This is a genomic window from Pantoea sp. alder81 (assembly GCF_020179835.1).
GTDB lineage: Bacteria > Pseudomonadota > Gammaproteobacteria > Enterobacterales > Enterobacteriaceae > Pantoea.
This window is the reverse complement of the sequence record NZ_JAIUDA010000002.1, coordinates 168,370-187,990: the sequence shown is the minus strand read 5'-3', so window position 1 is coordinate 187,990 and position 19,621 is coordinate 168,370. Positions and strand designations below refer to the sequence as shown.

The following is a 19,621-nucleotide window of genomic DNA, read 5'->3' as shown; positions in this document are numbered from 1 at the left end:
ATAGGTTAATTGGAGGACGGAATCGCCGTTCCCCAACTGCGCCACTCTTTCGGTGCTTCATCCTGCAGCAGGAAGTGCTTGTCAGCACCCGCCTGTGGCGCCAGCGGCACCGTCGGTGGCGTAGCAAACTGGATGCCACCGCGAATGAACTGCTGGAAGGTCCCGGTTTTCACCACGCCGCCAATCAGACCAAAGTCGAGGTTATAGCCAGACGCCAGCCAGAACACCGAGTTGTTACGCACCAGATGCTGATATTTCTTGCTGATGCGCAGCGCGATCTGCACGCGATCCGCCATGTTGCCCAGCGAGGTGCCGGTTACCGTGCCCACTTCTACACCACGGAACAGCACCGGCGTACCCAGCGACAGCGAACCCGCTTCGGTGGCATCGACATAGATGTTGAGTCCGTTGAGGTAACGCGAATCGGTGATGGTACTTTCCTGCAACTCGAAGCTACGCGCCTGCGCACCTTTACCAGGATCAACGTTAAGGTAAGGCTGCAGCAGGGTTTCCAGATGGTTGACGCCCGCAGCGGAGATTTCAGGTGAAACCACCGAGAAGCGGCTGCCGATACGTGCGAAGTCCTGCACATACTCAGGATAGAGCACCGCTTTCGCCACGACCTGATTGTTGTCCTGACTCAACGCCAGCGATTCAACCTGACCGACATTAATGCCGAGATAGCGAATCGGCATGCCCGCGGCCAGTTTGCTGGCATCGAAGGTATGCAGGGTAATCTGACTGCCCACCGCACGGGCAGCCGTTTCAGAGGCATACAGCACGCGCTTCACGCCTTTCGCCGCTTGCGCACCAGTGAGGTTGTCGAAGCTGATCGCCCCTTTCAGCGCACGGTTGAGCGGCGAAGCCTGCACCGTTAAGCCGCTGCCGTTCAGCTGCACTTTCGCGCCACCTTCGGCCCAGAACACGCTTTCGTTGGTCAGCAACTTGCGGTATTGCGGCTCAATGTGGATGGCGATCTCAAAGGCATCGGCGCGAGGCACCACGTCCACCACTTCACCCACCTGGAATTTGCGATACAGCAGCACCGATCCGGCTTGCACATCCGGCAAGCTATTGGCAGTGAGTTTCAGTGTGGTCGGCGGCTGGTCACCGATAATGCCTTCCTGGGCACGTTCAGCATCTGCATATAAAGGATAGCGTGCGGAAGGGTTACCTTTCGCGCCCGGCACCAGACGGATGCCGCCGTCAACCCATTCACGGGCGCTGGCACCCAGCACTTGCATCCCATCCAGGCCAAACTTCACATCAAGACGGCTATTCACGATGAACTTGCTGTCTGCGTGTACCAGATGGCGATACTCCGGATTGATTGCCACCGCAAAGCTGATGCCATCCTCATCCAGTTGACGCGAAATAACCTGGCCGATCTTCATGCCGTACAGCATCACCGGCTGACCGCCATCAATACCGTAGGTTTCCGGCGCGCTGAGTTTCACTGTTAACACATCCGGTTTCTGCAGCAGGGTTTCGCTGGCAGGCAATACAGTGAAGTGATCCTGCGCGGCACCTTCGCCTGGCACCAGTTCGAAGGTGTTACCGGTCAGCAAGCTGCTGAGATTGGTGTCAGTCAGGCTCAGTTTAGGCGCGCGCATCTCAATGCGCGTGCCGCTGCGCATTAGGCCAGTCACCGAAGGATCAACGGTAAGTTCGCCAGTGACTTTACCGCCCGGCAGCAGATTGAGTTTGGTCAGGGTGCCGACTTCCAGACCCTGATACATCAGCGGCGTGCTATCCGCTTTGAGATTGTTGCCGTTGGGTAAATCAAGGCTGATCTGCACACCACGCTGGCTGCGTGCCAGATCGGGGTAAAGCTGATAGTTTTCGTCGCTGTTGGCCTGCTGGCCTTCCTCAGGAGAATCGAAGGCGATGGCACCATTGACCAGCGCGGCGAGGCTTTCCAGCTTCACTTTGGCACCGCTCAGGCTGACGTCCGCGTCCACACCGGACACGTTCCAGAAGCGGCTCTGTTTTTTCACCAGATTGACGAAACGACGCTCAATCAACACATCGACCGTCACGCCCTCGGTATTGCCATTGATGCTGTAGTCATACACGCGTCCCACCGGGATTTTGCGGTAATAGACCAGCGAACCGGTATTCAGCGATCCCAAATCGGGGGAGTGCAGGTGGATTAGCAGCTCTCCGGTATTGACGCGATATTTTGGCTGCGTATCCAGCGCGGTGAAGTGCTCACGCGGGTTGCCGCCGCCCGGCATCATGCCGATATAGTTACCGCCTACCAGCGCATCTAAACCAGAAACACCCGCCAGAGAGGCTTTTGGCGTCACCAGCCAGAACTGTGTGTCATCCTTGAGCGCATCGCGCATATCACTCTTGATACTGGCCTTGATCTGGATGCTGTGATAATCATCGCTCAGCACAATACCCTGAACCGTTCCCACTTCCACGCCCTGATAACGAATCGGCGTGCGGCCTGGCACGATGCCATCCGCGGTCTGGAAGTTGATGGTTATCGTGGTACCGCGTTCCTGATAATTGGTCCACAACAGCCAGCAAGCAATCAGCAGGGCAATAATGGGCAATAGCCAGAACGGCGAAATCTTGCGTTTGTTACGCAGATTCGCGTTAGTCGGTGTAGTCTGCGTTTCCTGTTGCATGTGCATCCCAGATCAGGCGGCTGTCAAGCCACTCTACAGCCATAATGGTCAGGATGACTGCCGCACCGAAATAGAAGGCGGCAGGTCCCATGGTAAAAGCCAGCAGTTGATCGCGATTCACCAATGACATGGTGACCGCAATCACGAACAGATCCAACATCGACCAGCGTCCCACCCAGGTGATGGCACGCAGCAATCGAATACGGGTTTTTATGCCCTGTTCGCATTTAAAATGGATGCTAATGAGCAAAGTCAGCATCACTAACACTTTGGTAAATGGCACCAGAATACTGGCGATAAACACCACCGCCGCCACCGGCACGTTGCCTGAAGCCAAGCCCAGAATACCGGAGAAAATGGTATCTTCCCGGCGAGCACCATTAACGTACACCACCGAAATTGGCAGCAGGTTAGCGGGGATCAGCAAGACAATCGAAGCAATCAATGCAGCCCAGGACTTCTGCAAACTGTGGCGGCGACGAAAATCCAGTGGCGTATGGCAACGCATACAGCGCCCGCGATCGTCCGGCACGCCGGTTTGATGACAGTTCAGACACACCTGCCACTGTTCAGGAGGTGAGGTCGGTATCGCCTGCGGATAATAGTGTTCCCACAGCTCTTCAACATTAAGGTGAATCAGCGTCAGCAGGCTCAGCACCGTGAGGGCGATATAGGCCACCAGACCATAGCCCACTTCCAGCGCGGCGTAATCCTGCACCTTTATAGAAGCGACCGCCACACCGACCAGATAGATATCCAGCATCACCCACTCTTTCAGCTTCTCCAGCATCAGCAGCACCGGACGCAGGTTCATCCCGAGGGCGTTGCCAATCCATAAATAGCAGATGCCCGCGACTAAAGTTACGGGCGCGCCAACTGTACAGAACGCCACCATTGAGGCCGTCAGGACGTTGCCCTGTTGCGCCATCTGTATCACGCCTTCCACCAGGCTGGCGTTAATACGCATGCCGAGCAAGCGAATATCTACCAATGGCAGGCTGAAGGCGAAGGGCATCAGCACGATCATAGTCACCGCCATCACGGTGAGTCGTGTCATTGACCAGTCGCGGCCGCTTTGAATTTTTGCATGGCAGCGCGGGCAATGCGCCGACTGATGCGATTTCACATCCGGTAAGGAAAAAAGGGTATCGCATTGCGGACAACGCTGATAACGTGCGTGGGGCAACGTCTGGCTGATAGCGTGAATTTTCATAGGTGACGCAAGTGGCCCATCGTTCGTTACGTTTACCGGCATGCTGTTCAGAGCATTCTGACTGCAATAGGGAGTGGTACAAGAATAGTCTTAACCACCGACTGCTAAGGGTATAGTAACTAACACAATGATTCACCTGATGGGGCTGGATTATTAGTGCTTATTTTAACAACTGAGTGACAACAAGCTCACGACAGTGACGAGTTATGGTTAAACAATGAACAAGAAAGCCTTTTACGAGGATTTAAATCGCGATGTCCGTGCACTATTAGCGGGCGAAACCTCTTTCCTGGCGGCACTGGGTAATTGCAGTGCGCTGTTGTTTGAACGTCTGGAAGGCGTGAACTGGGCAGGATTCTACTTGCTGACCGAGCCGAATACGCTGGTGCTGGGCCCGTTCCAGGGCAAAATTGCCTGCGTTCGTATTCCGGTGGGCAAAGGGGTTTGTGGCACAGCGATTGCAGAGGATAAAGTACAGCTCGTTGAGGATGTGCATGCGTTCCCAGGCCATATCGCTTGTGACGCGGCCAGCAACGCCGAAATCGTGATTCCTCTGAAAGTGAACGGCACCTTAGTGGGTGTTTTAGACATTGATAGTACGGTTTATTCTCGCTTCGATAATGAGGATCAAACGGGGCTGGTGGCCCTTACCGACGGGCTTTGTGAAGTGCTGGCGGGCAGTGACATCGAAAAATTTATTCAACTGTCACGCAGCTAATCGACTGGATCACATAGCATTTGGCGATGTTGTCATTATAATGTCGCCTGTTCATGCCTGCTCTGGTCGGCAAACCCGTAGTAATCAGGAAATTTCATGGAAAATCAACCTAAGTTGAATAGCAGTAAAGAAGTGATCGCCTTTTTGGCGGAACGTTTTCCGCAATGTTTTAGCGCCGAAGGTGAAGCGCGTCCGCTTAAAATCGGTATCTTCCAGGATCTGGTTGAGCGCGTTCAGGGTGAAAACAACCTGAGCAAGACGCAACTGCGTTCAGCCTTGCGCCTTTATACCTCAAGCTGGCGTTATCTGTACGGCATTAAAGCGGGTGCAATCCGTGTTGATCTTGATGGCAACGCCTGTGGCGTGCTGGACGAGCAACACGTCGAACATGCACGCAAGCAGCTGGAAGAAGCCAAAGCGCGCGTTCAGGCGCAGCGTGAGCAGCAAAAAGCGAAGAAACGTGAAGCCGGTGAAGAGACCGCTGAACGTCGTCCGCGCAAACCTGCTCCTCGCAAGCCGGCTGAAGGCGACGCACCACGCAAGCCTCGTCCACAGGCCCCGCGTGCCGCATCTGCAGAACGTACTGCTGCACCGCGCCCACCGCGAGCCGTACCTGTCACTGACACCTCAACTTTGCAGCTCGGCCAGAACATCAAAGTTAAAGCAGGGAAAAGTGCAATGGACGCCACCATTCTTGAAATCACCAAGGATGGCGTTCGGGTGCAACTCGCTTCCGGCATGGCTATGATTGTGCGCGCAGAACACTTGCAGTTCTGAAACGGAGGCTGACCTCGGCATGAACAACATTTTAAAGATCGGTATGATCGCGGGCCTGCTGTTAGCAGGCCCCACCTTTGGCGCAGATAACATTACTCGCGCTGATCAGATTCCACAGTTACATGAAGACCCGCAGCATCCTACCGTCAGTGAACGCGTGACTTCGCGTTTTACTCGCTCACACTATCGTCAGTTCGATTTGAATCAGGATTTCTCCGCGAAAATTTTTGATCGCTACCTGAATCTGCTCGACTATAACCATAATGTGTTGCTGGCCTCGGACGTTGCCCAATTTGCCGACAAGAAAACCACCCTCGGTGATGAACTGCGCAGCGGTAAGCTGGATGTGTTCTACGATCTCTATAATCTGGCGCAGAAACGCCGCTTTGAGCGCTATCAATATGCGCTGAGCGTGCTGAGCCGCCCGATGACCTTTAGCGGCAATGACACCATCGACATTGACCGTGCAAAATCGCCATGGCCAAAAAGCAGCGATGAGCTGAATGCGCTGTGGGATGCCAAAGTTAAATATGATGAGCTGAGCCTGAAACTGGCTGGCAAAGATGACAAAGAGATCCGCGAAACGCTGACCAAGCGTTACAACTTTGCAATCCGCCGCCTGGCGCAGAGCAACAGCGAAGATGTGTTCCAGTTGGCGATGACCGCCTTCGCGCATGAAATCGATCCGCACACCAACTATCTGTCACCGCGTAACACCGAACAGTTCAATACCGAAATGAGCCTGTCGCTGGAAGGTATCGGTGCGGTGCTGCAAATGGACGACGATTACACCGTAATCAACTCCATGGTCGCCGGTGGTCCGGCTGCTAAGAGTAAATCCATCAGTGTTGGCGACCGGATTGTCGGTGTTGCCCAGCCCGGCAAGCCAATGGAAGATGTGATTGGCTGGCGTCTGGATGATGTGGTCTCCAAAATCAAAGGACCGAAAGGCAGCAAAGTGCGCCTGGAAATCCTGCCAGCCGGTAAGGGCACCAAAACCCGTACCGTGACGCTGACGCGTGAGAAGATCCGTCTGGAAGACCGTGCTGTTAAAGGCACCGTGCACAACGTCGGTAAAGAGAAAGTTGGCGTACTGGATATTCCAGGTTTCTACGTTGGCCTGACTGATGATGTGAAAGTACAGCTGCAAAAACTGCAGAAGCAGAACGTCGACAGCATCGTGATTGATTTGCGTACCAACGGCGGCGGAGCGCTCACCGAAGCGGTATCACTGTCTGGTCTGTTTATTCCAAGTGGCCCAGTGGTGCAGGTGCGTGACAACAACGGTCGCGTGCGCCAGGACAGTGATAACGACGGCATCGTTTATTACAAAGGTCCGCTGGTGGTGCTGGTCGATCGCTTCAGTGCTTCCGCATCTGAAATCTTTGCTGCAGCGATGCAGGATTACGGCCGTGCACTGATTGTCGGTGAACCGACCTTTGGTAAAGGCACCGTTCAGCAGTACCGTTCGCTGAACCGCATCTACGATCAGATGCTGCGTCCTGAATGGCCGGCGCTGGGCTCAGTGCAATACACCATCCAGAAGTTCTATCGTATCAACGGTGGCAGTACTCAGCGTAAAGGCGTGACGCCGGATCTGCTGATGCCAACCGGCGTAGAAGCGGCGGAAACCGGTGAGAAGTTTGAGGACAACGCGCTGCCATGGGATAGCGTGAATGCCGCGACTTACACCAAAACCGGTGATATCACCGCGCTGGTGCCGCAGCTGACCAAAGAGCACGCCGATCGTATCGCTAAAGATCGCGAGTTCCAGTACATCATGAAAGATATTGCGCGCTTTGACGCGATGAAAGACAAACGCAATATCGTGTCGCTCAATCTCGGCCAGCGTGAGAAAGAGAACCATGAAGATGATGCACTGCGTCTGGAACGCATTAACGCGCGCTATCAGGCAGAAGGCAAAGCACCGCTGAAGAGCATCGAAGATTTGCCGAAAGACTATAAAGAGCCGGACCCGTATCTGGACGAAACGGTGAAAATCGCCAATGACATGGCGCAGCTGGAGAAAACCCAGCCTGCTGCAGAAGGCGCGAAGTAAATTTTCGCTGAATGAAAAGCACCGCTCCGGCGGTGTTTTTTTTTGCACCAGAGATATTGTTCATTGCGGCTTATGGGCCGATTTGCGCACATCATTACCAAATGTAAAGTTATGTCTTTTTAGACACTTAAAGATTAAGGTTGCTTGAAAACCTGCGCAATGGACATAGGATGTATATCCGCGCATGAGCGCGAGCACAACTGAGGAAGATTAACGTTTATGATGCGTATTGCGCTTTTCCTGGTCACCAACCTGGCGGTGATGTTGGTATTCGGACTGATTCTGAGTCTGACAGGAATTCAGTCAAGCAGTGTTCAGGGTCTGATGATTATGGCAGGTCTGTTTGGCTTTGGCGGTGCGTTTGTTTCACTGCTGATGTCTAAATGGATGGCGTTACGCTCCGTCGGCGGTGAAGTGATTCAACAACCCCGTAACGAGACAGAACGCTGGCTGATGGATACCGTCAGTCGCCAGGCTCAACAGTCCGGCATTGCGATGCCGCAGGTGGCGATTTATCACGCGCCAGACATTAACGCTTTTGCTACCGGTGCACGCCGTGATGCCTCACTGGTCGCAGTTTCTACCGGTTTATTACAGAACATGAGCCGTGATGAAGCGGAAGCGGTGCTGGCGCACGAAATCGCCCACATCGCTAACGGTGACATGATCACCATGACGCTGATTCAGGGTGTGGTGAACACCTTCGTGATCTTCATTTCGCGTATTATCGCGCAGGTGGCATCGGGCTTCCTGTCAGGTAACCGCGACGGTGAAGAGAGCAGCAACGGCAACCCGCTGGTCTATTTTGCGGTCGCGACCGTACTGGAACTGGTGTTCGGTATTCTCGCCAGCATCATTACCATGTGGTTCTCACGTCACCGTGAATTCCACGCGGATGCAGGTTCAGCCAAACTGGTGGGCCGCGAGAAGATGATTGCCGCTCTGCAGCGTTTGAAAACCAGCTACGAGCCGCAGGAGCCAAGCAGCATGATGGCGTTCTGTATCAACGGTAAAAGCAAATCGTTGAGCGAGTTGTTTATGTCGCACCCGCCGCTCGATAAGCGTATCGAAGCGCTGCGTAACGGCGACTATCTGAAATAATGATTGGCTGTTGCAATGAACAAGGGTGCCCAATTGGGCACCCTTGTTGTTTTTTAAGACTCAGCAGTCTGACTCGATTGCGTCATACGCGACATGCTGACAACGGCCGCTACCGTAGCGAAACTTCCCGCTAAAATCAGTGACGCATGCGTTCCGCTGTCGTTGAACAGGTTAAACATCAACGCAACCAGCGCGGCACCGCTGCTCTGCCCGACTAAACGCGCCGTCCCCAGCATCCCGCTGGCGCCACCGCTACGATGACGTGGTGCAGAGGAGATGATAGTGTGGTTGTTTGGTGACTGGAACAAACCAAAGCCCGCACCGCATAGCATCATGCGCCAGATGATATCAATGTCGGATGGCTGCGAAGGCAGCAGCGCCAGCAGGAACAGGCCTGCCGCGAACATCGCCAGCCCCAGCCCCCCTAACAAACCTGCATGGACTTTTTCAATCAGCCGTCCCGCAATTGGTGCCAACACCATGGTGGCCAGCGGCCATGGCGTGAGCAGAAGTCCGGTCGCGACTTCATCCCGACCCAGCACGTTCTGCAGGAAGAACGGCAATGAAACCATGGCCAGCATCTGCGCGCAGAATGAGCAAATCGAGGTGCAGAGCGACAGCGAGAAGATCGGAATGCGCAGCAAATCAACCGGCAACAGCGGCACTGGCATCGCCAACTGACGACGAACAAACACCACGCCTACCAGCACCAATGCCACCACTTCAGCCAGAATCAACCAGCGGTCCTGCCCTTGAGAGAAGCCACTAAGTGCCGAAATGAGCAGGCCGAAGAACAGGGCGTTCATGATGGCGCTGGGAATATCGAACTTCTGCTGTTTGGCTTTTTGCGTGTTGTCGGGCAGGAAACGCAGCGCCAGCCACAGGGCAACAATCCCTAAAGGGATGTTGATCAGGAATAACCATTTCCAGCTGGCGATGGAGAGAATCGCGGCAGCCACCGTTGGACCCGCTGCGCTCGACACCGCGACAATCAACGAGTTGATCGCCATACCGCGGCCAAGAAAACGCTGTGGATAGATGATGCGAATCAGAGCTGTATTCACACTCATCAATGCTGCGCCACCAAATCCCTGCAGAATGCGCGCCACGGTGAGCATATTGAGAGAAGAGGAGAGGGCACAAAAGAGTGAAGTGGCGATAAACAACCCCAGGCCTACCTGATAAACACGGCGATAACCCAGCATATCCCCCAGAAACGAGAGCGACAGCAGCGAGATAACAATCGCAATTTGATAGGCGTTAACAATCCAGATTGATTCAGCGGGGCTGGCGTTCAGTTCACGCGCAATAGTCGGTAAAGCGACGTTGGCGATGGCGCCATCCAGCACCGCCATCATGATACCTAGCGCAATAGTGATAATCGCGCCGTATCGCTGCGGAACAGGTAATCCATCCTGAGAAACTGTAGGAGACATATAGGGAATAAGTGAAGGAAGTGAATATCATCATGCTAATCAATTTCGTGTCGGAAAGCACCGCATTGATTGACATAAAATTACGAAGGAATGTGTCGCTGAACGCCAGTCATTGCTGCCACTGGTCTGAAACGCATATACTGACGCTCATGTTCCGTTTTTTTTGAAACACCGTCAAAAAAGGATACGCGCAATGGCGAGCAGTGATAACGATAAACAGCCAGACTCCGTTTCTTCGGTAATGAAAGTGTTCGGCATTTTACAGGCGCTGGGCGAAGATCGCGATCATGGTATCACCGAGCTGTCGCAACGGGTGATGATGTCGAAAAGCACGGTATACCGCTTTCTGCAGACCATGAAATCGTTGGGTTACGTGGCGCAGGAAGGGGAAAGTGAAAAATATTCGCTGACGCTCAAGCTGTTTGAATTGGGTGCCAAGGCACTGCAAAACGTCGACCTGATTCGTAGTGCCGATGTCGAAATGCGCGAACTGTCACGCCTGACTAAAGAGACGATTCACCTTGGTGCGCTGGAAGAAGACAGCATTGTCTACATCCATAAAATCGATTCGCTGTATAACCTGCGCATGTACTCGCGCATCGGTCGTCGTAATCCGCTGCACACCACCGCCATCGGAAAAGTATTGCTGGCATGGCGCGATCGCACTGAGGTGCAGGAGATCCTGAGCGACGTCGAGTTTCGTCGTAGCACCGCGAATACCATCGTCAGTGCAGAAGCGTTGCTTGAGGTGTTAGATCAGGTGAAAGTGCAGGGGTTTGGTGAAGACAACGAAGAACAGGAAGAAGGCTTGCGCTGTATCGCTGTGCCGGTTTTCGACCGCTTCGGCGTAGTGATTGCCGGATTGAGCATCTCGTTCCCGACCATTCGATTTTCCGAAGAAGCGAAAAACGAATATGTGGCGATGCTGCATCGTGCCGCGCGCAATATTTCCGATCAAATGGGCTACCACAGCTACCCATTCTGAATAGTATAACGGGCTGTCGCCAGCCCGTTTTAATGATTAATTATCGACCACTTCACCACTTTTCTTCAGCAGTGGACAATCCGTCACACCCACGATACCGCTGTCGGTATGCAGATATTGCGCGGTGATCATGCCGCGTGCAGTGAGGTAGCTACACTGTAAGCCCAGCCCTGCCGCGTTTTTATTGCTGCCGGTAAGCACGCCATAGCCGGTTAACAGCATCCCTAACCAGACCACTGCCACCACGATTATCGCCCGAATGAATAGTTGCATTTTTTCTCCTTGTGATACACAACGCAGCTATCCTGAAGTCGCTGCCATTTCTATAGTAGCAGCATGCCGCGTCCTGCTGAGTAAAGCGATCAGAGATAACTGAAAGCCATCAAGATGCGGGATAATCTGCTTTCGACTGGCAACCATTATCTTTTCCGCGCACAACGAGTAGAATCGGCGGCGGTGTAGTGTTTTACGTTTGACAATAGAGGCAGTGATGAACGATTTAGCCGCAAATACCAGTCCGTTGTTGAGTTATGGCGTACTGGCCATCCTTATCGTTGTGGCCCTGATAGCCTGGTTCTTCGTTAACCGGGCCAGCGTGCGCGCCAGTGAGCAGATCCGCTTACTGGAAGCCTTGCTGGAAGAGCAGAAAAAACAAAATGCGTTGTTGCGCCGCCTGGCGGATGCTCAACCTGCCACAGCAAAACAGCAGGAGGAAGAGGACGCCGTCGAACAACGCGACTTCATCCGTATGATTCCAGAACGTTAAGCGAAAAATTAAGCAGTAATGGTTTGGCAACACCCCCTGGCACGACGCAACGCTGGCGCATCACACGCCAGGCGGATTCCGCAACCCGGAACCAGAATTGCGCCAGCCAGGGGATGTGCAGCGCTGGTGACGTGAGCGTAAAGCAGACAATTTGCCGCTGCTGCTTTGGGCTTCAATCTTAACGCTTTCAGCCCTTCAATCTTGCTGCTTTGTCGATTTGCCCTTATGCACCAAAATGGCTCATGCATGGGCATCATCTGGATCCCGGTCAGACGGTAATTTATGGCAAATGATGGCGCGCGCGTTAACGCTGCCGATCCACTGCAGCGTATTTGCACTGGCAGATGTTCCCATGAATGGGCTTCCTGTCGATTTGGCGCAATCATTGCTACCAACGGTTGAATCTGACACACGCTATGCCGTGGAGAATAGGTTCAAGCTTAACCCTGCAGAATAGCGGTTCAGATGAGTCCTAAGCCCGTTTTGTTAAATCAAGTGACGTGGTGCGTTTTTTTAACATTTAATTGTAGCGTCGTTAGATAAAAATAAGATAACCGCCAAAATGGTCGTGCATATATTTGGGGCAATGCCGCTTATATTTTCCTGATTTTGGTGCAAAACAATTAATGACTTGTACTTAATTAAACGCATTGTACAAGTTTTGCGCGGCGCACGATTGTTGCATTAAAGGTTAATTTTTTGCCGGAATATTTTATTAATGCCATATTAATGCAATACTTTTTGCGTACCTTAGACCGCTTTAATTGTGCTGGTTTGTTTTGCGCCGCTACGCTTGACTAACGTCTGCAGTGGCGCTAACTACCCTGACATATAACAATTATTTGCGCAGTTATTCAGTCATCTGTCAATATGCCAGTGGTAGAAGAATGCGGGGCAACCGCCAATTATGTGCGTCATGTCGTTCACCGTTTAAAAATGGCTTGCCATTAATTTGCGAATATGTGATAACGACTCTTGGGTCAAACGAGGTACAGTTCTGTTTATGTATGGCATCTTCAGTAAAGAAGTTACGAGTAAAGACGTTGACGTTGAATTCCGCTTCCTTGCCGAACCTTAAATTAGTGCCTCATTCAGTAACGTCTCTGGTTTATCTGTAAGACTGCCTTCGGGCAATATAAACAATCAAAGGAATTTGCAAAAATGGCAAAGATTAAAGGTCAGGTTAAGTGGTTCAACGAGTCTAAAGGTTTTGGTTTCATTACTCCTGCTGACGGCAGCAAAGACGTGTTCGTACACTTCTCTGCAATCCAGGGTAACGGCTTCAAAACTCTGGCTGAAGGCCAGGCTGTAGAGTTCGAAATTCAGGACGGCCAGAAAGGCCCGGCTGCAGTAAACGTTACTGCTATCTGATTTCGCTCTCAGACTCGGTGCCATGCACCGCTGACACGAATCGTAAAGCCCTGGTCTCTGACCGGGGCTTTTCTTTTATCCTTTCTGTTGCCAGATGATCAGGGTAAACTGCGCGCGAATCGTGAACCCGGAGTTGTCTATGTCTTTGATTTGTCCCCTTTGCCAGCAAAATTTGCACCAGCAAGCCAATAGCTTCCGCTGCGATGCAGGCCATCAATTCGATCAGGCGAAAGAAGGGTACGTCAATTTGCTGCCGGTGCAGCACAAAGGCTCAAAAGAACCGGGTGACAGCGCTGAAATGCTGCTGGCACGTCGAGCGTTTCTTGATGCCGGACACTATCAGCCATTGCGCGATGCGGTGGCGCAACATCTGGCGCAGCGCCTGAATGGACTGGCTGCTCAGGTATTGGATATTGGCTGTGGTGAAGGTTATTACACTGCAACAATGGCGGAAGCCCTTCCACAAGCGCAGTTGTTTGGCCTTGATGTGGCGAAAGCGGCCATTCGCATGGCGGCCAAACGCTATCGTGCAGTGAAGTTCTGTGTCGCCTCCAGCCAGCGTTTACCCTTCGCCGACGCATCGCTGGATGGCATTGTGCGCATTTACGCTCCTTGCAACGAAGCGGAATTGAGTCGCGTAGTAAAAGCAGGTGGCTATCTGCTGACGGTGACACCGGGCCCACATCATCTGCAGCAGTTCAAAGCGCTCATTTACCGTGAAGTGCAGCTGCACGCGGCAGAAGAAAAAGCGTACGAAGGTTTTACTCAGGTCGAGCAACACAATCTGCGTTACGAGATGACGTTAAACGGGGCCGAAGCGGTGAGCCTGCTGCAGATGACGCCCTTTGCCTGGCGCGCGCGCGAAGAAGTCTGGCAACAGCTGGCGGCGGCCGATACCTTTAGCTGCGACGCCGATTTCATGCTGACGCTTTGGCAGCGCGCTTAACGCGCTTCCACCAGCGTATTGTAAATACGCTCCAGGTCGTCGAGCTGTTTCACCGCAATCAGCAGGCGACGCTGCTCCAGTTGCATCACTAAGATGCCATCCTCAGACAAATTCATGCTTTGAATGCGACGGTAGTCGATCCACACGCTGCCAAAGAACAGTCCTTCGGTCTTCATCAACAGTTTTGGCGTACGTAACCAGAACAGCCAGATTGCCATAAAGCACAGCACCATCAGGAGCGTTGTGCTCAACTGCGGGCCATGGTTACTGACGTTGTTCCACAGCAAAATCAACAGCAAAACGATAAAGATACCACTGTCGATTTTATGGCGACGACGCAACGCGACGCGCAGCCGGGTCGGCCCTTTGCGGCGCGGCAGAATGGCATCGTCATAGATGGCGAAAGCGGCAAAAGCGATGATCAACAGGGCAATCAGGGCGTCAGTCAGTGACATTACATTTTCTTCCTCAACCGAATTTACCTCAACGTTGGCGCTCAGGTAACCTCGCTGAAAACGGCCGGGAGCCGAAGCCCCCGGCGAGATGATTACAGACCGAGCAGGCCGATCCAGTAACCAAAGATACCCAGGGCGAAGAAGCCCACGATAATCCACAGTGCGTTAACCTTGCGGCGCAGCAGCCACATACAGCCGAAGGTCAGCAACAGCGGGATTAAGCCCGGCATCAGCTGATCGAGGATCGACTGAACGGTGGTTACCGTGGTTTTGCCGGTGTGATCGGTAATGCGCGACACCACAAGCGGCACGTTCACGTGTGTCCACTTGTTGACCAGGGCCCCCATAACAAACAGGCCGAGAATCGACGCCCCCTCCGTAAGTTTTTGCAGGAAGCCGCCGCCCATATCGCTAACGATATCCACGCCTTTGCGATAACCATACGCCACACCGTAATAACGCGTCAGCATACGCACGGCGTTAAACAGAATGAAGAACAGTAGTGGGCCCAGCAGGCTGCCGCTCATCGCGATACCCGCACCCAGTGCAGCAAACACCGGACGCACCGTACCCCAGAAGATCGGGTCACCTACGCCAGCCAACGGACCCATCAAGCCGACTTTGATACCGTTGATCGCGGCATCATCAATCGCCGCGCCGTTAGCACGTTGCTCTTCCATCGCCATGGTGACGCCAAGCACAGGAGCCGCCACGTATGGATGGGTGTTGAAGAACTCCAGGTGACGCTTAATTGCCTGTTTACGATCGTCGTTGTTCTCAGGATAAAGGCGACGAATCACCGGCACCATGGAGAAGCAGAATCCCAGCGCCTGCATACGTTCAAAGTTCCACGAACCCTGAAACAGGTTAGAGCGGACGAACACAGCACGGACGTCGCTTGGGGTGAGTTTCTTTTGAGTATTCGTTGTATCAACCATGATTTCACCTGTTCCTAGTCGAGTTCGTTGTCGAGGTCATTGTGTGCAGGACCGGCAGCGGCAGCGCCTGCTGTACGGTTATATTTAGGCGCCAGCTGGATATACAGCACCGCCATTACCACACCAATGACACCCAGCGCGACCAGGTTGAAGTTGGTGAAGGCTGCAGTCACGAAGCCCAGATAGAAGAACGGCATCAGGTAGCCCGCGCGCATCATGTTGATGACCATCGCGTAACCAACCACCACGATCATACCGCCGGCGATGTTAAGACCGTTGGTGACCACTTCTGGGATTGAGCTCAGCAGTTCCTGCACCACGCTGGTACCCACTGAAATCGCCACGATCAGGGCTGGAATCGCGATACGCATCGCCTGCAATACCAGGGCAGAGACGTGAATCCAGCTGATAGCGCTCAGATTGCCTTTCTCGGCGGCCTTATCGGCAGCGTGCTGGAAGGCAACGGTGATGGTACGTACGATGATGGTCAGAACCTGACCGGCTGCTGCCAGTGGAATCGCCAGTGCGATACCGGCACCAACGCTTTGGCCACCGGCGATAACCAGAATGGTCGAAATGATGGAGGCCAGAGCCGCATCGGGTGCAACCGCCGCACCGATGTTCATCCAACCCAGCGCGATCATTTCCAGCGTACCACCGATAATGATACCGGTTTTCATGTCACCCAGAACCGCACCAATCAAGGTACAGGCCACCAATGGACGGTGGAACTGGAACTCATCAAGAATCGATCCCATCCCGGCAATACAGGCCACAATAAATATCAGGATGATTTGTAGCATGGTTATTTCCATTGCTTTTCTCCTCAGCAAGGTCTCAAGTATTCGCCCGCCAGCGCAGGCAAAAGCGAACTACTGATTGACCTTCGCAATCAGGTCCATCATTTTCAGTCTTGGGTCGTTTGATACTTTACGCACTTCCAGTTCGATGCCGCGGTCGTTCAGTTTACGGAAGGCTTCAATGTCCTTCTGATCCACTGACACTGCGTTATTGACCTGGGTTTTACCCTGTTTGAATGCCATGCCGCCGATGTTAACCGACTTGATATCCACGCCTTGTTCAACAACCCGTTCTACATCGGTGGGATTAGTGAACAGCAGCATCACGCGGTCACGACCATACTTCGGGTTGTTCCACACGCGGATCATCTTGGCGATATCCACCACGTGCGCGGTAACACCCGGGGGTGCTACCTGCGTCAGCAGTGTTTTACGCACATGATCGTTTGCCACTTCATCGCTCACCACAATGATGCGATTAACATTGGTTTCTTTGGTCCAGCGGGTTGCCACCTGGCCGTGAATTAAACGGTCATCGATACGGGCAAGGCCGATCTTCATGTGCTCGCCCGGAGCCAGAGGCTTTTGCGGTTGCGCCGGGGCTTTTGCGGCAACGGGTGCTGCAGCTTCCGGGGTAGGGGTTTCGGTCTTAAGGGCTTTAACACCTTCGCGGCCGGCTTCCACGGCAATGTGAATCAATTCCTCAAAGGATGGGTTGTCATCGCGGCCCATCAGGGTTTCCACCAGCATCGGAATATTTACGCCGGCGATGACATCATAATCCGGCTTGTCCACTACAATGCGGCTGGCCGCGTTGAATGGGCTGCCACCCCAGGTATCCACGAGGAACAGCACGCCTTTCGACGTGTCGAGTTCTGCCAGTCTCGCCTGATACTTTTCGATTAGCGTTTCTGCATTTTCGCCGGGCACGAAATCAATCCATCCGACATTTTCCTGCTCACCCAACAACATTTCTGCTGTTTTAAGCAGCTGTTCTGCCGCCCAGCCATGTGTACCAATTACAATAGCAATGGTCACTTGCTACCTCCGTTCGCATGAGAGATTCTCTGGCATTGCCGGGAATCATTGAGAATTACCGTTGTTGATTCAGGTGGATCGTTTTGGTCTAGGATGAAGAAAGCCATCATTCAATAATCCGCAACTGTCCGCTGCACAGCAGTAAGGTCGCGATTTATTTTAGTGCGCGAAAAAATAATTTATGTGATGTTTGTCAGCTATTTCGAGCGTAACGCTGCAAAATTGCATTTATGTTCGTTATTCCTGCGTTTGTGCAGTTATTTGTAAATGTAATAAAATTTTTTGACGCCGTTGATGTAACTGATACATTAGCGATCTGTTTAATATTCAGGAGTATCGGGCTTCAGCTCACCTATATGGACCGTCACCGACGTCGCTCAACATGTTCTCAGCGCTTTCTGGCGCACACTACAACGCTCTTCAGCGTGACCTCATTTGCTAACGAACTCTCGTCTCGCTTCACGGCTCAGGCTCAATCTCGTTCGCCCCTCTGTATTGCAAGGAGTCATTGATGGAATTTCTCTTCGACCCCTCAATTTGGGCGGGTTTGCTGACGCTGATCGTGCTGGAGATCGTTCTCGGCATCGACAACCTGGTGTTCATCGCCATCCTTGCGGACAAGCTGCCACCGAAACAGCGTGATAAAGCGCGTCTGATCGGTCTGTCACTCGCCTTAATTATGCGACTTGGCTTACTGTCGCTGATTTCCTGGATCGTGACATTGACGCGACCCCTATTCAGCGTAGGCGATTTCAGTTTTTCCGGACGAGATTTAATTCTGTTGTTTGGTGGTTTGTTCCTGTTATTCAAAGGAACCATGGAACTGCATGAACGGCTGGAAAGCCGCGGCATGGAACAACAGGGCAATAAAGGTTATGCCAGCTTCTGGGCTGTGGTGATCCAGATTGTGGTGCTGGACGCGGTATTCTCGCTCGATGCGGTGATTACCGCCGTAGGTATGGTCAACCATCTGCCGGTGATGATGACCGCCGTGGTGATCGCCATGGGTGTGATGCTATTGGCCTCGAAGCCGTTGACCAACTTCGTGAATGCCCACCCTACGGTAGTGGTGCTTTGTTTAAGCTTCCTGCTGATGATCGGTTTGTCATTGGTGGCCGAAGGCTTTGGTTTCCACATTCCGAAAGGTTACCTGTACGCCGCGATTGGCTTCTCGATTGTGATTGAGCTGTTCAACCAGATAGCGCGCCGTAACTTCATTCGCCATCAGGAACATCGTCCGATGCGTGAACGTACGGCCGAAGCTATCTTGCGTCTGATGGGCGGTCGCCAGCGTAATCAGGCGACAACTACTGAAGAAGCTGCATTGACTCAAGCGATGCCACAGGAAGCGTTTAAAGATGAAGAGCGTTACATGATCAACGGTGTGTTGACGCTGTCACAGCGCTCCATTCGTAGCATCATGACGCCGCGCGGCAATATCTCCTGGGTGGATGCCGAACGTCCGATGGATGAAATTCGTATTCAGCTTCTCGACACGCCGCACAGTCTGTTCCCGGTATGTCGCGGTGAGTTGGATGAAATCATCGGCGTGGTGCGAGCTAAAGAACTGCTGGTGGCGCTGGAGCACGGTATGGATGTGGCGACCTTTGCCGCAAACACGCCAGCCATTGTGGTGCCTGAAACGCTGGACCCGATCAACCTGCTGGGCGTGCTGCGTCGTGCCAAGGGCAGCTTTGTCATCGTCACCAACGAGTTTGGTGTCGTACAAGGTCTGATTACCCCGCTGGACGTGCTGGAAGCGATTGCCGGTGAGTTCCCGGATGAAGACGAAACGCCAGATATTATTGCGGATGGCGATGGCTGGTTAGTGAAGGGCGGTACCGATCTGCACTCTCTGGAGCAGTTGCTTGACCATCATGATCTGGTTGACCGGGAGGAGGATCATGCCTCGCTGGCGGGTCTGCTGATTGCCCAGAAAGGCCAGCTGCCGCAGCCCGGTGAGATCATCGACCTGCCGCCGCTGCACTTCCAGATCATTGAGGCTACCGATTACCGTATCGACCTGGTACGCGTAACCAAAGATAAGCCGCATCAAGATGAAGAGCATGACGCGTAAGCGCTAAGCTGATTGTCACCAAAAAGGCCGATATCCATGATATCGGCCTTTTTTATTCCTGTGACCCGACCTGAATAGCGTTGACACTTTTTCTCAGTTTTCTGAGGAGAATGTGATGAGTCAGTACGTTAAACGCACCCAGCGTGATTATCCTCTATCTGACCCGTCCTAAATAACGTTGGCACATTTTACTCACTCACCGGGGAAGATGTGATTAAGCACTATGTGTTTCGCCCTGAATGGCGTTGAAAACTTTCACACTCACACTGAGGAATAGGCAATGAACCAGTATGCTAAACGCT

At 53.0% G+C, this 19,621-nt stretch carries 18 protein-coding genes; 10 read left to right on the top strand and 8 right to left on the bottom strand.

Annotated features, from left to right (window positions below):
* Positions 1 to 5: 5 nt before the first annotated feature.
* Entirely contained in the window at positions 6 to 2,639 is a 2,634-nt protein-coding gene (locus LBW88_RS05805) for a PqiB family protein (RefSeq protein ID WP_224931759.1), read from the bottom strand.
* Entirely contained in the window at positions 2,608 to 3,852 is a 1,245-nt protein-coding gene (gene yebS / locus LBW88_RS05800; protein WP_224931761.1) for a membrane integrity lipid transport subunit YebS, read from the bottom strand. The genes LBW88_RS05805 and yebS overlap by 32 nt, the downstream gene beginning before the upstream one ends.
* Positions 3,853 to 4,069: 217 nt before the next feature.
* Here yebS and LBW88_RS05795 point away from each other — a divergent pair, with 217 nt between their 5' ends.
* From LBW88_RS05795 to htpX, 4 genes are all read left to right on the top strand, one after another.
* Positions 4,070 to 4,570 carry a GAF domain-containing protein gene (locus tag LBW88_RS05795; protein ID WP_224931762.1) on the top strand — a complete coding sequence of 167 codons (501 nt, stop codon included), beginning with the start codon at positions 4,070 to 4,072 and terminating at the stop codon, positions 4,568 to 4,570.
* A gap of 96 nt (positions 4,571 to 4,666) precedes the next feature.
* On the top strand, positions 4,667 to 5,347 hold the full coding sequence (gene proQ, locus LBW88_RS05790) for an RNA chaperone ProQ (RefSeq protein ID WP_224931764.1): 681 nt from the start codon (positions 4,667 to 4,669) through the stop codon (positions 5,345 to 5,347).
* A gap of 19 nt (positions 5,348 to 5,366) precedes the next feature.
* Complete coding sequence (gene prc, locus LBW88_RS05785; protein WP_224931766.1) at positions 5,367 to 7,406, top strand: carboxy terminal-processing peptidase; 2,040 nt, start codon at positions 5,367 to 5,369, stop codon at positions 7,404 to 7,406.
* 219 nt (positions 7,407 to 7,625) lie between these two features.
* Positions 7,626 to 8,507: a protease HtpX gene (gene htpX, locus LBW88_RS05780; RefSeq protein ID WP_038646563.1), complete on the top strand. Its 882-nt coding sequence runs from the start codon at positions 7,626 to 7,628 to the stop codon at positions 8,505 to 8,507.
* 53 nt (positions 8,508 to 8,560) lie between these two features.
* On the opposite strand, the gene LBW88_RS05775 is transcribed toward htpX, so the two are convergent.
* Positions 8,561 to 9,943 (bottom strand): MFS transporter, encoded by a 1,383-nt coding sequence (locus LBW88_RS05775; protein ID WP_224931768.1) that lies wholly within the window; start codon positions 9,941 to 9,943, stop codon positions 8,561 to 8,563.
* Between the two features lie 193 nt (positions 9,944 to 10,136).
* Between LBW88_RS05775 and kdgR the strand changes: the two genes are divergently transcribed.
* Complete coding sequence (gene kdgR / locus LBW88_RS05770) at positions 10,137 to 10,928, top strand: DNA-binding transcriptional regulator KdgR (protein WP_224931770.1); 792 nt, start codon at positions 10,137 to 10,139, stop codon at positions 10,926 to 10,928.
* Between the two features lie 36 nt (positions 10,929 to 10,964).
* Here the strand turns inward: kdgR and LBW88_RS05765 are convergent, their stop codons facing one another.
* Positions 10,965 to 11,201 (bottom strand): YobH family protein, encoded by a 237-nt coding sequence (locus LBW88_RS05765; protein WP_224931772.1) that lies wholly within the window; start codon positions 11,199 to 11,201, stop codon positions 10,965 to 10,967.
* Between the two features lie 217 nt (positions 11,202 to 11,418).
* On the opposite strand from LBW88_RS05765, the gene LBW88_RS05760 reads away from it, so the two are divergent.
* The 4 genes from LBW88_RS05760 to rlmA all read left to right on the top strand — a co-directional run bounded on the left by LBW88_RS05760 (position 11,419) and on the right by rlmA (position 14,011).
* Positions 11,419 to 11,694, top strand: coding sequence for a YebO family protein (locus tag LBW88_RS05760; protein ID WP_224931775.1), 276 nt, complete (start codon positions 11,419 to 11,421; stop codon positions 11,692 to 11,694).
* Positions 11,695 to 12,697: 1,003 nt separating this feature from the next.
* Complete coding sequence (locus tag LBW88_RS05755; protein WP_128599124.1) at positions 12,698 to 12,772, top strand: DUF2627 domain-containing protein; 75 nt, start codon at positions 12,698 to 12,700, stop codon at positions 12,770 to 12,772.
* Positions 12,773 to 12,855: 83 nt separating this feature from the next.
* Positions 12,856 to 13,065: a transcription antiterminator/RNA stability regulator CspE gene (cspE, locus tag LBW88_RS05750; protein WP_034828712.1), complete on the top strand. Its 210-nt coding sequence runs from the start codon at positions 12,856 to 12,858 to the stop codon at positions 13,063 to 13,065.
* Between the two features lie 139 nt (positions 13,066 to 13,204).
* Positions 13,205 to 14,011, top strand: a complete 807-nt coding sequence (gene rlmA, locus LBW88_RS05745; RefSeq protein ID WP_224931778.1) for a 23S rRNA (guanine(745)-N(1))-methyltransferase — start codon at positions 13,205 to 13,207, stop codon at positions 14,009 to 14,011.
* Here rlmA and LBW88_RS05740 read toward each other — a convergent pair.
* From LBW88_RS05740 to manX, 4 genes are all read right to left on the bottom strand, one after another.
* Positions 14,008 to 14,466 carry a DUF986 family protein gene (locus tag LBW88_RS05740; protein WP_224931780.1) on the bottom strand — a complete coding sequence of 153 codons (459 nt, stop codon included), beginning with the start codon at positions 14,464 to 14,466 and terminating at the stop codon, positions 14,008 to 14,010. The two genes, rlmA and LBW88_RS05740, sit on opposite strands and share 4 nt — an antisense overlap.
* Positions 14,467 to 14,558: 92 nt before the next feature.
* Positions 14,559 to 15,404: a PTS mannose transporter subunit IID gene (locus LBW88_RS05735; RefSeq protein ID WP_224931782.1), complete on the bottom strand. Its 846-nt coding sequence runs from the start codon at positions 15,402 to 15,404 to the stop codon at positions 14,559 to 14,561.
* Positions 15,405 to 15,418: 14 nt separating this feature from the next.
* Entirely contained in the window at positions 15,419 to 16,219 is an 801-nt protein-coding gene (locus LBW88_RS05730) for a PTS mannose/fructose/sorbose transporter subunit IIC (RefSeq protein WP_224931784.1), read from the bottom strand.
* Between the two features lie 57 nt (positions 16,220 to 16,276).
* The gene (gene manX / locus LBW88_RS05725; RefSeq protein WP_224931785.1) at positions 16,277 to 17,242 is read right to left on the bottom strand and encodes a PTS mannose transporter subunit IIAB; all 966 of its coding nucleotides are present in this window, start codon (positions 17,240 to 17,242) and stop codon (positions 16,277 to 16,279) included.
* 511 nt (positions 17,243 to 17,753) lie between these two features.
* Between manX and LBW88_RS05720 the strand changes: the two genes are divergently transcribed.
* Positions 17,754 to 19,319, top strand: coding sequence for a TerC family protein (locus LBW88_RS05720; RefSeq protein ID WP_224931786.1), 1,566 nt, complete (start codon positions 17,754 to 17,756; stop codon positions 19,317 to 19,319).
* The last annotated feature ends 302 nt before the right edge of the window (positions 19,320 to 19,621 follow it).

Excerpts from the sequence above, each read along its gene's own strand:
- LBW88_RS05805 (WP_224931759.1), bottom strand. The coding sequence starts at position 2,639 with ATGCAACAGGAAACGCAGACTACACCGACTAACGCGAATCTGCGTAAC.
- yebS (WP_224931761.1), bottom strand. The coding sequence starts at position 3,852 with ATGAAAATTCACGCTATCAGCCAGACGTTGCCCCACGCACGTTATCAG.
- LBW88_RS05795 (WP_224931762.1), top strand. The coding sequence starts at position 4,070 with ATGAACAAGAAAGCCTTTTACGAGGATTTAAATCGCGATGTCCGTGCA.
- proQ (WP_224931764.1), top strand. The coding sequence starts at position 4,667 with ATGGAAAATCAACCTAAGTTGAATAGCAGTAAAGAAGTGATCGCCTTT.
- prc (WP_224931766.1), top strand. The coding sequence starts at position 5,367 with ATGAACAACATTTTAAAGATCGGTATGATCGCGGGCCTGCTGTTAGCA.
- htpX (WP_038646563.1), top strand. The coding sequence starts at position 7,626 with ATGATGCGTATTGCGCTTTTCCTGGTCACCAACCTGGCGGTGATGTTG.
- LBW88_RS05775 (WP_224931768.1), bottom strand. The coding sequence starts at position 9,943 with ATGTCTCCTACAGTTTCTCAGGATGGATTACCTGTTCCGCAGCGATAC.
- kdgR (WP_224931770.1), top strand. The coding sequence starts at position 10,137 with ATGGCGAGCAGTGATAACGATAAACAGCCAGACTCCGTTTCTTCGGTA.
- LBW88_RS05765 (WP_224931772.1), bottom strand. The coding sequence starts at position 11,201 with ATGCAACTATTCATTCGGGCGATAATCGTGGTGGCAGTGGTCTGGTTA.
- LBW88_RS05760 (WP_224931775.1), top strand. The coding sequence starts at position 11,419 with ATGAACGATTTAGCCGCAAATACCAGTCCGTTGTTGAGTTATGGCGTA.
- cspE (WP_034828712.1), top strand. The coding sequence starts at position 12,856 with ATGGCAAAGATTAAAGGTCAGGTTAAGTGGTTCAACGAGTCTAAAGGT.
- rlmA (WP_224931778.1), top strand. The coding sequence starts at position 13,205 with ATGTCTTTGATTTGTCCCCTTTGCCAGCAAAATTTGCACCAGCAAGCC.
- LBW88_RS05740 (WP_224931780.1), bottom strand. The coding sequence starts at position 14,466 with ATGTCACTGACTGACGCCCTGATTGCCCTGTTGATCATCGCTTTTGCC.
- LBW88_RS05735 (WP_224931782.1), bottom strand. The coding sequence starts at position 15,404 with ATGGTTGATACAACGAATACTCAAAAGAAACTCACCCCAAGCGACGTC.
- LBW88_RS05730 (WP_224931784.1), bottom strand. The coding sequence starts at position 16,219 with ATGGAAATAACCATGCTACAAATCATCCTGATATTTATTGTGGCCTGT.
- LBW88_RS05720 (WP_224931786.1), top strand. The coding sequence starts at position 17,754 with ATGGAATTTCTCTTCGACCCCTCAATTTGGGCGGGTTTGCTGACGCTG.